This is a genomic window from Nocardia carnea NBRC 14403 (assembly GCF_000308515.1).
In the GTDB taxonomy this organism is placed as follows: domain Bacteria; phylum Actinomycetota; class Actinomycetes; order Mycobacteriales; family Mycobacteriaceae; genus Nocardia; species Nocardia carnea.
Genome location: NZ_BAFV01000037.1, coordinates 55100 through 67652, shown reverse-complemented (window position 1 = coordinate 67652; position 12553 = coordinate 55100). Strand labels below are relative to the sequence as shown.

The window sequence follows — 12553 nt, the reverse complement described above, 5'->3', positions numbered from 1 at the left end:
CGGTCGCACCGGCTATCCGCCGTCGTCCCGTCTCCCCATAGAGACACGCTCGACAACTTTGGTTAGCCTACACATACCCATAGCGCCGAACCAGGTCCTCAACACCGATATTTTTCAACTGCGCACCAGCGGCCGTTCCCGATAAGTAAGGCTATGCTAGCCTAACTTTCCGCGTCGGGTATGACCATTTGGAGGACCGTTGTCGATCACGGACGAGCGCTCACAGGCGGGCTATGTGACCGATCCGGTGGCGGCGGTGTCGGGGCTGGCGGGGGCCGACCTGTTCGGCGAGTATGTGGTGTACGAACGCCCGGGTGAGTGGGTGTTCGCGGCCGATCCGATCGGCACTGTGGAACTGGGCGTCGAGGAGTTGCGCGTCGAATGGGATGGGCGCGGCAGCAGCCGCCGGTGGACCGGCAGGCCCGCACACGCCCTGGATCAGGCACTTCGCGCGCTACCGCTCGATGGGCGGAATGTGTACGGATGGGTCGGATTCGAATTCTGCGCCTGGGCGCTGGATGCCACCACCCATGTGCCGTCGTCCACGATACTGGCGCATCTGATGATTCCACGTATCGAGGTGCGGATCGCGATGTCCGGTATCCGGATCTCCGGCGCGACACCCGACGAGACACGAGCGATACACGACCTCGTCGTTGCCGCGCAGAACAGCGCGCTGCCGGTACCGCAACCGGCGGATGTCCGCAACGATCGGACCGGCTACCACGAACGAGTTGCCCGGGCAGCTGCGGAAATCCGGAACGGCCGGTACCGGAAGGTCATACTGTCGCGGAAGGTCGAGCTGCCCTTCATGGTCGACATACCGGCCACCTACCGACTCGGCCGCGCACACAACACGCCCGCTCGATCCTTCCTGCTGCGGCTGGGCGGGCTCGCCGCGGCCGGATTCAGCCCGGAATTGGTCGTATCCGTCGACGACGGCCGAGTGATCACCACCAAACCGATGGCCGGCACCCGCAGCTTCGGGCGCAGCCACGCGGCCGACCTCGCCGCCCGCGCGGATCTGCTCGGCGATCCCAAAGAGATCGCCGAACACGCGATGTCGGTGAACACCTCGTTCACCGAGATCACCGCAATCGCGGCACCCGGCACCCCGGCCATCATCGATTTCATGACAGTGTGCGAACGCGGCAGCGTCCAGCACCTCACCTCCACCGTCCGCGGCCTGCTCACCGCCGACCGCACCGGCTGGGACGCCCTGGAAGCCCTGTTCCCGGCCGTCACCGCCTCGGGAATCCCCAAACGCGAAGGCGTCGACGCGATCTTCCGGCTCGACCGCGATCAGCGCGGATTGTATTCCGGTGCGGTACTGACTGTTTCGCCCTCCGGCTCACTGGAGGCCACACTGGTGCTCCGTGCGGTCTACCAGACCCTCCACGGCGCGTGGCTACGCGCCGGAGCAGGGATCATCGAACAATCCACACCCGAGCGCGAATTCGAGGAAACCTGCGAGAAGCTCGAAAGTATCGCGCCGTACGTCGTCGCGGCCTAGCTCGAGCGACGGCACCGGACAGCCGGCGCTTACCTGCGCCGGCCACGGAATCGGCACCCGCTCGGCTACACCGGTCCGAACACCTCGTTCGTCATCCCTCGGCGCTCAGGGCTTTCTTGTCGATCTTGCCGACCGCGGTCGTGGGCAGAACGTCGGCACGGCGTAGCACATCGGGCAGCTTGTACGTGGCAACGCCGCGGTCGGTCAGGAATGTCTTGATCTCGGACAGCGTCGGCATCTCGCCGCCGACAACCAGGACGGCGCAGACCCGCTCACCGAGCGCGGCATCGGGCAGCCCGACGGCAGCAGCATGGCGGACCGCCGGATGAGCGAGCAGGTGTTCCTCGAGCTCATCGCAGGAGACGTTCTCACCGCCGCGGTTGATGACGTCCTTGATGCGGCCGGAAACAATCAAATGACCACTGGGCAGGCGACGCACCAGATCGCCGCTGCGGTAGTAGCCGTCCGGAGTGAAAGCGCGAGCATTGTGCTCGGGCGCCCGGTAGTAGCCGCGAATCGTGTAGGGACCCTTGGTGAGCAGCTCGCCTTCTGTTCCGGGAGCGACGTCATTGCCATCACCGTCGACAACACGGATCTCGTCGGCCGGGGACAGCGGCCGTCCCTGGGTGGCATACACCAACTCGTCCGGATCGTCGAGGCGGGTGAAGTTGAGCAACCCCTCGGCCATACCGAACACCTGCTGCAGTCGCACCTGGAGCGCAGGCTCGACCTCACGCGCGTTCACCTCCGCCAGACGGGCACCACCGACCTGCAGCAACCGCAGCGAGGACAGATCGGCCTCCTCCCATTCAACTGCTGCGCACCACAACTGGGCAATCGGCGGTACGACCGCGGTAACCGACACCCGGTTCCGCTCGATCGCGGCGAAGGCATTCTCCGGACTGGGTTCGGTGACGAAGGCCACCGCACCCCCCACGGCGATCGTGCCGAGGATTCCGGGACAGGCGAGCGGGAAGTTGTGCGCGGCGGGAAGTGTCGCCAGGTACACATCATCCTCGGTCAGTTCACACACCTGCGCGCTCGCGGTCGCGTTGTAGACGTAATCGTCATGGGTGCGGGCAATCAGCTTCGGCAGCCCGGTGGTGCCACCGGAAACCAGCATGAGTGCGATATCGCCCGGATCTATTACGGGTAGCGAATCGCCCTCGCACGGCACAGAATTCAGATCGACGAACGGGCCGGGGTCACCGACCACCAGCACGTGCCGCAGCGACGGTACTGCCGCCTGCACCTCGGCGGCCAACTCTCGGTAATCGAAGTCCCCCATCCGGTCCGCGACGATATAGCCGACTGCTTCGGAAACTCGCGCCAGATGTTCGATCTCGCTACGCCGATGCGCGGGCAATGTGAGCACCGGAATCGTCCCGGCCCGCAACAGCCCGAACAACACCGGCACGAACTCCGCCACATTCGGCAACTGCACCACGACCCGGTCCCCCGGCTCGATTCCGCGCGCCCGGAACCCGTGCGCCAGCCGATCGGCCTCCGCGTCGAGCGTCGCGTAACTACGTCCATCGGCGCCGAGCAACGCGGTCCGATGCGGGAACCGCCGCGCGGTCTCACGCAGTAGCTCACCGAGCGAGCGTCCTTGCCAGAAGCCCGCGCCACGGTATTCCGCGGCCGCCTCGCCGGGAAAGGGGACGTAGCCCTCGCGGTGGGTGGTGGACGTGTCAGGGGGAATCACGTTACGCCTCTCAGGTACGAGCACGGGAGGAGCCTCTGCAGGTCTCGATGTTCGATGATCGGCCGGCGTCCGGAGGTGCACCGACCCCGGTGATCCCGCTTCACTACTCGGCACGGCCACCACCGAACCCCGATCCTCATCACTCACCATTTGCTTAGGCTAAGCTAACACCCCTACCCGGTGCAGTCGACGGGCAACTCGACACACCCCGTCGGATATCCGAAGAACGATCGACGAGCACGGGCCGGATGGAAACCACCGAGAGGCATATCGACGCGCCCGAACCGGGGTCCCGCTTCCAACAGCACAGCCTCAGCTCAGAAGCGCAACCGCCTGTCTCAGTGCCGTGACGCCCGCAGCTCGTACGGAGTACGCGCCGGGAAGAGCGTGCACGTGATCGGGAGTGGAGGGCTGCCATCCCGAAGCCCCGCCCAGCGCACCGCAGCCCGCCGGCTGCGGAGTGATGCGGTCCGGTGCGAACCGCAACTACCCCGGCGCGCCCGCGGACCTTCGTCACCAAGGGACAGGCAGGCGGCTCATGGCGAGTGGTCCGCAGCCGAGTCTGGAGGGCCGCTAGGCTGTCCGCATCCATATCCGGAGCGAGAGGCGCTGCGACGGACCCGGTCCGCCACGCTCGACTCCGGTCGACACGATCAAGGGCGCCTCCTGCATTCAGGAGGTAGACGAGTGAACAGCCCGATGACGACGTGGGGCGCCGGTGACTACCCGTCGATGGGCCGTCATCTGCGGTCCGCCGCGAAGGCGGCCGTCGAGGCAGCTGCGGTCGGACCGGGTGACCGGGTATTCGATATCGCTACCGGCACAGGCAACGCGGCACTGCTCGCGGCCCGGTGTGGCGGCCGAGTTACCGGCATCGACTTCGAGCCGGCGCTGCTACGGTCGGCCGAGGAACGCGCCCGCTGCGCAGGTTTCGACATCGAATGGCTGTGCGGGGATCTCGCGGCGCTTCCCGTTCCGGATCGATCAGCCGATGTCGTGCTCTCGGTGTTCGGTGCCATGTACGCGACCGACCACCAGGCCGCGGCCCGCGAGCTTGCCCGAGTCGCGGCACCGGGCGCACGGGTGGTGCTGGTGTCGTGGCAGCCGGGCAGCGTGCTGCCGGCGATGGGCCAGGTGCTCGCCCCCTACCTGCCGCCACCGCCGATCAGCAGCGGACCGCCCAGCCGCTGGGGCGAGTCCACCGCGCTCACCGAAATACTCGAACCCCACCAGCTACGGCTCACAGCCACCTCATCCGGCCGGGTGACGCTGCCGTTTTCTTCCGCGGAGGAGGCTGCCGGGTTCCTGATTCGCACGGCGGGCCACGTCATGAGCGAACAGGACCGATTGACCGCGGACAGGCGCTGGGACGAGCTACATCGGGATATGCGCCGATTCGTCGAGCAACGGGCGAAGCACCACCACGACCAACTCGTCCTGCCGCTGGATTACCTTGTCGCCTCGGCCCTCGAGACAACGGACCGGCCGCTGATCCGGGACACTCCACGGCACATTTGACCTGGAGTGCTCTCCAGGTCGTAGCGTGTGATCGACCCGATCACCCACCATCACAAGGGGATGAGTATGGAACTCGGTTTCCATGTTCCGATTTTCGAGATCGACGGTGGCACCGCCGCCATTGCCGGGGAGCTGGCGCGTGTGGGCGCGGCCGCGGAGCTGGCCGGCGCGAGCTGGTTGTCGTTCATGGACCATTTCTTCCAGATCGAACCGACCGGGCTGCCCGCGGAAGCGAACATGCTGGAGGGCTACACCAGCCTCGGGTTCATGGCCGCCCACACCTCCACGATCGAACTCGGCCTGCTGGTGACCGGCGTGACCTACCGGCATCCCGGGCTGCTCGCGAAAACGGTCACCACGCTGGACGTGCTCTCAGGCGGCCGCGCGGCGCTCGGGATCGGCGCTGCCTGGTTCGAACGCGAACATCACGGCCTCGGTGTGCCGTATCCGCCGACCGGCGAACGGTTCGATCGGCTGGAGGAAACGCTGCGGATCTGTGCGCAGATGTGGGATCCGGACAACAACGGGCCGTTCGAGGGCAAGCACTACCAGCTGGCCGAGACCCTGTGCGCACCGCAGCCGCTGCATCGGCCGAAGGTGCTCATCGGGGGTGGCGGTGAGAAGCGGACGCTGCGGCTGGTGGCCCGCTACGGCGACGCCTGCAACCTGTTCGCTTCCAGCACCGAGGAGGTGGCGCACAAGCTCGATGTGCTGCGCCGGCACTGCGAAGAAGCCGGTACCGATTACGAGCGCATCCGCAAAACCGTGCTGGCCGGCAGCCCTGACCCGGCCGCGCTCGACGATTTCGTCCGTCAGATGGCCGGCTATGCCCAGCTCGGGGTACACACCGCGATCGTGATGCCGCCCGGTGGGTCGCCGGCGGCGTGGGTCGACAGCGTGGCGCCGGTAGTGCCGCGGCTCGCCGACCTCTGACCGGTCCGGTGGTGGGTCAGAATCGGGACCGGCGGAATCCGCCTTCGGAATCGATGATCTGTCCCACCACCCAGCGGCCGTCGTCGGAGACCAGCCATTCGATGAGCCGCGCCGGATCGTCGGGTGTGCCGGCACGGCCGCGAGGGAAGGCGACGTGGACGGCCGCGACGAACGCCGGGTCCAGGCCGGTGCTGTGGGGGTCGAGGTAACCGGTGTCGACCGGGCCCGGGTTCACGGTGTTGAGGACGATACCGTGTTCGATCAGTTCCGCCGCCACGGTCGCCGTCATCCCGGCCAGCACCGATTTGGCGGAACCGTAGGCGATTTCGCCGCGCATCGGGCCCAGATGCTGGCCGGAGGTCATCCAGATAACCCGGCCCCGGTCACCGACGTCGCCGTGGCCGGGCCGGTACTGTTTCGCGAACGCCTGGGTGAGTAGTAGCACCGAACGGGCGTCGACGGCCCAGTGCCCGTCCAGGATGGCCGCGTCGATGTCGAACAGGGTGCCGTCGCCGCCGCTGCGGGCGTGGTTGGCGACGAGGATATCGACGTGCCCGAATTCGGCGACGGCGGCGTCGACGGCCCGCTGCCCGGCATCGGGTTCGGCGAAATCGATACTCAGGTCGGCGATACGCGGAGCCTCGGTCAGGCCCGCACGTAGCTGGTCGAGATCGTCGGCGCCCCACGGCTGCGCTTCGTCGTGCCGAACCCAGTGGGTGAGGAACAACTGGGCGCCGCGAGCGGCGAGCCGACGGGCGACGGCATAACCGATACCTCCGCGGCGGCTGACGCCGGTGACGACGGCGACCCGTCCGGTCAGATCATGTGGTGGAGTCATCACCGCCGCATTACACCGTCGGCGGGCGACCGAGGCAACCGAGTATCCGGTGCCATCAGCGACCTCCGCCGTTCCGGCGGGCGCCCGTGGATTCGGATACCGGGCATCGCGCGGAGTTCACGAATCACCCGAGTCGCCCCCGGCACTCCGTCGACGGCAACCCCGCCGATCACGAGAACTCTCAGCGCAGTGCGAATATCCCGCTCCCCGATGGTGTCCACGGCACGGATCGTTCGCCGCCGCGGTCGTCGAATCGCCACTGTGCCCGAGCGCAGGTCCGGTGTTGTTCGACCCGGCGCCGGTTTGCCGCGGTGAGTCCCCGCCGGGTTCGGATGGTCTCGCCGACGACTCGCCCGGAGACGCCGGGCGAGGGACGGTCGCCGGGCATTGATCTCCGGACCGCACCCCGACGTTCGACGGCCGGCGAGACTACCCGCTGCTCACCGGCAGCGGCACCGGCCGGGCGGGTACGGCATCGGCCGCAAGATCGCGGAAGATGCCGTTACCGGGCGTGGTCCGGGAGAGCGCGTCGGCGGCGAGGATCACCGCGGCGCCGGTCCAGGTGGTGCGTTCCACCGGCCAGCGTTTGCCGTCGGCGTAGACCAGGCCGGTCCAGTACGAGCCGTCGGTTTCGCGGAGGTGCTGCATATTCCCGAACAACTGGTGGGCGCGTTCGCGGTCGCCGAGAGCATCGAGGGACAGCACCAGTTCGCAGGTTTCCGCGCCGGTGACCCACGGGCGGTCCGAGACGCAGCGGATACCGATATTGCCGACCACGAACGTATCCCAGCGTTCGGCGATCCGCGCCTGTCCGGCGGGACCGCGCAATGCGCCGCCGAGGACCGGGTAGTACCAGTCCATCGAGTACCGGTCTTTGGCGGTGAACAGCTCCGGATGCTCCCGCAGCGCGGTACCGAGCCGCGTGCGGGCCAGTTCCCACTCGGGATGCGGATCACCCAGGCATCGCGCCAGTTCCAGTGCAGCGCCGAGGCTGTGGTACATACTGGCCGACCCGGTGACCAGCGCTTCGGGCAGGATATCGGTGCCGTCGCGCAGCCAGTAGATCTGGCCCTCGTCGCCCTGGCAGTCGACGACGAGGTCGATGGCCGCGCGGACAACCGGCCACATTTCGGATGCGAAGGCGGTGTCACCGGTGACCGCGAGATAGTGCCAGAGGCCCGTGGCGATATAGGCACAGAAGTTCACATCGGTAGCGGCGTTCTCGATCTCGCCGTCACGGAACTGCATCGGCCACGACCCGTCGGGCCGCTGGGTGCGGGCCGACCAGGTGTAGGCGGCGACGGCTTCGTCGCGGAGACCGGCCACAGTGAGCGCCATCGCGGATTCCACGTGGTCCCACGGGTCGGTGTGGCCACCGGAGAACCACGGGATGGCGCCCGAGGATTCCTGGTCGGCGGCGATCGATTGCGCGGTCTGCAGACACTGGCGGCGGGTGAATACCGAGGGCACCGACGGTAGCTCAACCGGCGGCACGGGTCACCGCCGGTTTGCTGAAATACAGGGCCACGCTCTTACCGATCAGCGGGTCGAGTGCCTTTTCCGCGGTCCGGGTGAGCAGGGGCTGTTTCATCATGTCCCACACCAGCATCCGATGGTAGGCGCGCACCAGCGCATGGTCGGGTTTCTCCACGCCGACCGCGCATTTGATCCACCAGTACGGGGAATGCAGGGCGTGCACATGGGTGCGGTGGGTATGCCGCAGCCCGCGGGCGGTGATCTTGTCGCGCAGCTCGTCGGCCTTGTAGATGCGGATATGCCCGCCCTCGTTGGCGTGGTACTCGTCCGACAGCGCCCAGCACACCCGTTCGGGCAGCCAGCGCGGCACGGTGACCACCAGTTGCCCGCCCGGGCGCAGCACGCGGACCAGTTCGGCGATGGCAGCGTCGTCGGCGGGCACGTGTTCGAGGATCTCCGAAGCGATCACGACATCGAATTCGCCCGCGCCGTAGGGCAGGTCGAGGGCGTTACCCTCGACCGCCTCGGCCTTCGCGCCGGCCGGGGCCTCCCCCACCTGCGCCATGGCCTCGAACATGGTGGCGACATTCGCGAGTTCCGGTGCGTCCTGATCGAAGGCGACCACATCGGCGCCGCGCCGGTAGGCCTCGAAAGAATGACGTCCGGCGCCACAGCCCACATCGATGACCCGGGTTCCGGGCCCGATCCCGGCACGGTCGAAGTCGACGGTCAGCACGAGGCGCCTCCTGCGGTGGTGAGCTGGGCGGATGCGCCGGTTCCCCGGTCGCCTGCGGCTCGCCCGGCATGCCGGTCGATCGCGTTCTGGTACACCTGCACGGTCTGCGCGGCCACCGACTCCCAGCTGAATACGGAAACGGCCCGGTCGCGGCCCGCGGCCTGCATCGCCTGCCGGGTCTGCGGGGAGTCGAGCAGCCGGCCGATCACCTGGACCAGGGCGGCCGAATCGCCGGGTTCGGTGAGTTCGGCACAGACGCCGGGTTCGCCGACGACCTCCGGCAAAGCACCGGTACGGCTGACCACGAGCGGAGTGCCCGACGCCATCGCTTCCACCGCAGGCAGCGAAAAGCCCTCGTACAGCGACGGGATGCACGCGATCTCGGCCGAGGCGAGAAGTTCGGCCAGTTCGGTATCGGTCAGCCCGGGACGGACGGTGACGATATCGGAGAGCCCGAGTTCGGCGATCTGTTTCTCGGTCGGCCCGTTCGGCTCCAGTTTCGCGACCAGCTGCAATTCCACCTTGTGGGTGACCCGCAGCCTGGTGAGCGCCTGCAGGAGATGCGAGATCCCCTTGAGCGGTTTGTCGGCACTGGCGACGGCGACGATCCGGCCGGGGACACGCGGCCCGCGCGGCGCGAAGAGTTCGGTGTCCACGCCGAGGGGGACCACTTTCAGCTGCGCCGGATCGACCCCGAAATCGTCGGCGATATCGGTCGCCGACGACGTGGACACGGTGAGCAGATCGGGGATCTGCCGGGCGATGCGCTGCTGCATACCGAGGAACCCGTACCAGCGGTGCACCAGCGGTTTGCGCCGCCAGATCGCGGCCGCCAGATCGACCTCCCGGTCCTTGGTGATGGGGTGGTGCACGGTCGCGACCAGCGGCAGTCGCCGGGCGATATCGAGCAGCCCGCTGCCCAGGCACTGGTTGTCGTGGACGATATCGAAATCCTGGACCCGGTCGCGCAGGATCCGCGCCGCGCGCAGGCTGAAGGTGCGGGGTTCGGGGAACCCGGCGGTCCACATGGTGGCCAGTTCCAGCAGATCGATCCGGTCGCGGATCTCGCCCGGCCGTGGTGTACGGAACGGGTCGTCCTCACGGTAGAGGTCCAGGCTGGGTACCTCGGTCAGGGTCACGCGCGGGTCGAGGTCGGCCGGGTACGGCTGGCCGGAGAACACCTCCACCTGGTGGCCGAGTTCGGCCAATCCGGCGCTGAGCCGGCGCACATAGACCCCCTGCCCACCGCAATGAGGCTTGCTGCGGTAGGACAACAAGGCAATTCGCACGGCTAGCTGACCTCACGGGTGATCGAATTCATGTCCCGCAGTTTGCCAGCCAGCCGTTCGAGGTAGGCACGCACCTCCGGTTCCGGCTTGTCCGGCAACCCGTACAGCACATCGGTGACCCCGTCGGCAGCCCAGGCGGCCAGCCGGTCGGCGTCGGGTTTGAAGTCCAGTGCCACGACTCGCGGCGCACCCTCACGACCGGCGTCGGCCCACGCCTTCTTCAGGTTCGCCAAGCGTTCGGAGATATCGGTTTCGCCGGGGGTGGTGATCCAGCCGTCGGCGTGGGCGGCGATCCATGCGCAGGTGCGTTCGGTGCCCGCCGCGCCGATCAGCACGGGAACGGTGCGGTCGACCGGTTTGGGCCAGGCCCAGCTCGGTCCGAACTGCACGAAATTGCCGTCGTAGGACGCCTCGTCCTCGCGCCACAGGGCGCGCATGGCCTCCAGGTATTCCCGCAGCGCGGTGCGGCGTTTGTTGCCGGGGATGCCGTGATCGGCCAGCTCGTCGGTGTTCCAGCCGAAACCGGCGCCGAGGGTGACCCGGCCGCCGGAGAGGTGATCGAGGGAGGCGATGGTTTTGGCGAGGGTGATGGGATCGTGTTCGACCGGCAGCGCGACCGCGGTGGCGAGTTCGATCCGTTCGGTGACGGCGGCCGCCATGGCCAGCGAGACCCACGGGTCGAGAGTTCGCATATAGCGGTCGTCGGGCAGGGTGGCGTCCCCGGTCTGCGGGTGCGCGGCCTCGCGCTTCACCGGGATATGGGTGTGTTCGGGGACGTAGAACGAGGAGAATCCGTTGTCCTCGGCCGCACGGGCGGCGGCGGCGGGACTGATCCCGCGATCACTGGTGAACAGAACGATGCCGAAGCGCATACCTGAGCCTTGTCTGTCGGGGTGGTGGAACGGGCCGCGGCAGCGTCCCGGAGGAGGTGGTCACTGACCGTTGCGAGCGGCCTTCTTCGCGGCTTTGGTGTGCTGATCGATCTGGGCGCCGATCACATGGTCCAGCGAGGTGCCGGCGGGCCAGCCCACGTAGTGGCACAGGAACAGGGAGATCTCGCGCAGCGCGGTTTCGTCGAGTTCGCCGTTCTTCAGCGCGGCGCCGATCTGGATACCGGCGACATCGAACAGGCCTTGTGCGGTGAGCGCGCCGAGCAGCAGCAGCCGCCGGTCCCGCAACGACAGCCCGGGGCGGGACCAGATATCGGCGAACAGGTGATCGGCCGTCACGGCGAAATGGTCGCCGGGGCCGTCCTGGAATTCCCATCCGTAGACTTCTGCCATTTTGGCCAGCCCCCGCTCCCGCACCGTGGGTTGCGCGGCGGGGTCGTTCGCCGCGGGCTGGGTCGTGGGGTCGGTCATGCTGCTCCTTCGGCGCCGCAACGGTCCGGCGAAAGTGTCTGGACAGGTGTACGGAATATAATTCGGACACTCTCCGCCACGCAAGAACGTGTTCTCGTCGGCCCCGTCGCCGCTCGGCCGTCCGCCGGCCGTGACGGCATTCGCAAATCGCCCCGAAGCGGCGCCGAGTTCTGGAAAAATCGCTGAATCGTTGTCGGACGCAGTTGCCGGTGGTAGCGTCCAGACACATGTCCAGCAATGTGTCTTCCCCACGGGTTCGCCCGCCGCGAACCGGGAAGAACTCGTTCTCGGAATATCCGACGCCGAGGGAGCACACACCATGAAGATCGTGGCCGATATGGACCTGTGCCAGGGGCACGCCGTCTGCGCCGCCGAGGCACCGGACATCTTCGCCGTACCCAAACGCGGCCAGGTGGAGATCCTCGACCCGAACCCCGGCCCCGAACACAAGGCCGATGTCGAGAATGCCGTGCGCTACTGCCCGACCCAGGCCCTGCTCGTCGCCGACACGGACTGAGCGAGCCACAGCCCGCAGGCTCCGGCCGCGCGGATATGCGCCTTCCGGCCCGACGAGCACAACAACCGAACCGATGCACAGCCCGCAGATTCTTTTCGAAAGGGAACAACACCGATGACAGGTTTCGATCGCGCCGAACTCGACGAGATGGTGCGCCGCTGGATCGCCGAGAACGAGCGCTGCGAGAAGCTGGGCGACTGGAAGCCGCTGGCCGATATGTACACCGCGGACGCCACCTACGGCTGGAACTACGGCCCCAAAGACGAGTTCATGGCGGTGGGCCGCGACGAGATCCGCGAGCTGGCCCTCGGCCAGGAAATGGAAGGCCTGCAGGGCTGGGAGTACCCGTACCAGCAGTTCGTCATCGACGAACGCAGCGGTGACTGCATCGGGTTCTGGAAACAGCAGTACACCACCACGCCCCGGGAAGACGGCAGCCTGTACACGGTGAACGGCATCGGCGGCAGCTGGTTCCGCTACGGCGGCGACTACCAGTGGTCGTGGCAGCGCGATTTCTTCGATTTCGGCAATGTCTCGGCGCTGTTCCTGGAAATGATGACGAACAAGGCGATGTCGGAGCCGATGAACGAGCGGATCGCGAAATCCACCGCCTCCCGGCTGCCCGGCTGGTACCGGATCGGCACCGCCCCGGCGTCGCTGTGGTGAC

The 12553-nt window shown here is 67.4% G+C and carries 12 protein-coding genes; 5 read left to right on the top strand and 7 right to left on the bottom strand.

Annotation, left to right across the window (positions count from 1 at the left end):
- The first annotated feature begins 199 nt into the window (after positions 1 to 199).
- Entirely contained in the window at positions 200 to 1513 is a 1314-nt protein-coding gene (locus ON22_RS12665; protein ID WP_033246148.1) for a salicylate synthase, read from the top strand.
- Positions 1514 to 1604: 91 nt separating this feature from the next.
- Here the strand turns inward: ON22_RS12665 and ON22_RS12660 are convergent, their stop codons facing one another.
- Entirely contained in the window at positions 1605 to 3215 is a 1611-nt protein-coding gene (locus tag ON22_RS12660) for a (2,3-dihydroxybenzoyl)adenylate synthase (RefSeq protein WP_033246251.1), read from the bottom strand.
- Positions 3216 to 3905: 690 nt separating this feature from the next.
- Here ON22_RS12660 and ON22_RS34605 point away from each other — a divergent pair.
- Together ON22_RS34605 and ON22_RS12650 are read left to right on the top strand one after the other, a co-directional pair.
- The gene (locus ON22_RS34605) at positions 3906 to 4736 is read left to right on the top strand and encodes a class I SAM-dependent methyltransferase (protein ID WP_081876007.1); all 831 of its coding nucleotides are present in this window, start codon (positions 3906 to 3908) and stop codon (positions 4734 to 4736) included.
- 66 nt (positions 4737 to 4802) lie between these two features.
- Positions 4803 to 5669, top strand: a complete 867-nt coding sequence (locus ON22_RS12650; RefSeq protein WP_033246253.1) for an LLM class F420-dependent oxidoreductase — start codon at positions 4803 to 4805, stop codon at positions 5667 to 5669.
- Positions 5670 to 5685: 16 nt separating this feature from the next.
- On the opposite strand, the gene ON22_RS12645 is transcribed toward ON22_RS12650, so the two are convergent.
- The 6 genes from ON22_RS12645 to ON22_RS12620 form a co-directional block, all read right to left on the bottom strand.
- Positions 5686 to 6507 carry an SDR family oxidoreductase gene (locus ON22_RS12645; protein WP_033246149.1) on the bottom strand — a complete coding sequence of 274 codons (822 nt, stop codon included), beginning with the start codon at positions 6505 to 6507 and terminating at the stop codon, positions 5686 to 5688.
- Between the two features lie 429 nt (positions 6508 to 6936).
- Positions 6937 to 8001, bottom strand: coding sequence for a glucosidase family protein (locus ON22_RS12640; protein ID WP_051157559.1), 1065 nt, complete (start codon positions 7999 to 8001; stop codon positions 6937 to 6939).
- Positions 7988 to 8719: a class I SAM-dependent methyltransferase gene (locus ON22_RS12635; RefSeq protein WP_033246151.1), complete on the bottom strand. Its 732-nt coding sequence runs from the start codon at positions 8717 to 8719 to the stop codon at positions 7988 to 7990. Before ON22_RS12635 ends, ON22_RS12640 begins: the two co-directional genes overlap by 14 nt.
- Positions 8713 to 10008 carry a glycosyltransferase family 4 protein gene (locus ON22_RS12630; protein ID WP_051157558.1) on the bottom strand — a complete coding sequence of 432 codons (1296 nt, stop codon included), beginning with the start codon at positions 10006 to 10008 and terminating at the stop codon, positions 8713 to 8715. The genes ON22_RS12635 and ON22_RS12630 overlap by 7 nt, the downstream gene beginning before the upstream one ends.
- Positions 10009 to 10010: 2 nt before the next feature.
- A complete protein-coding gene (locus ON22_RS12625) occupies positions 10011 to 10880 on the bottom strand; it encodes an LLM class F420-dependent oxidoreductase (RefSeq protein ID WP_033246152.1) in 870 nt (289 codons plus the stop codon).
- A 60-nt stretch (positions 10881 to 10940) separates the two neighbouring features.
- Positions 10941 to 11369: a carboxymuconolactone decarboxylase family protein gene (locus ON22_RS12620; RefSeq protein WP_051157557.1), complete on the bottom strand. Its 429-nt coding sequence runs from the start codon at positions 11367 to 11369 to the stop codon at positions 10941 to 10943.
- A 319-nt stretch (positions 11370 to 11688) separates the two neighbouring features.
- On the opposite strand from ON22_RS12620, the gene ON22_RS12615 reads away from it, so the two are divergent.
- A complete protein-coding gene (locus tag ON22_RS12615; protein ID WP_033246257.1) occupies positions 11689 to 11886 on the top strand; it encodes a ferredoxin in 198 nt (65 codons plus the stop codon).
- A gap of 114 nt (positions 11887 to 12000) precedes the next feature.
- Complete coding sequence (locus tag ON22_RS12610; RefSeq protein ID WP_033246153.1) at positions 12001 to 12552, top strand: hypothetical protein; 552 nt, start codon at positions 12001 to 12003, stop codon at positions 12550 to 12552.
- Position 12553 lies beyond the last annotated feature (1 nt).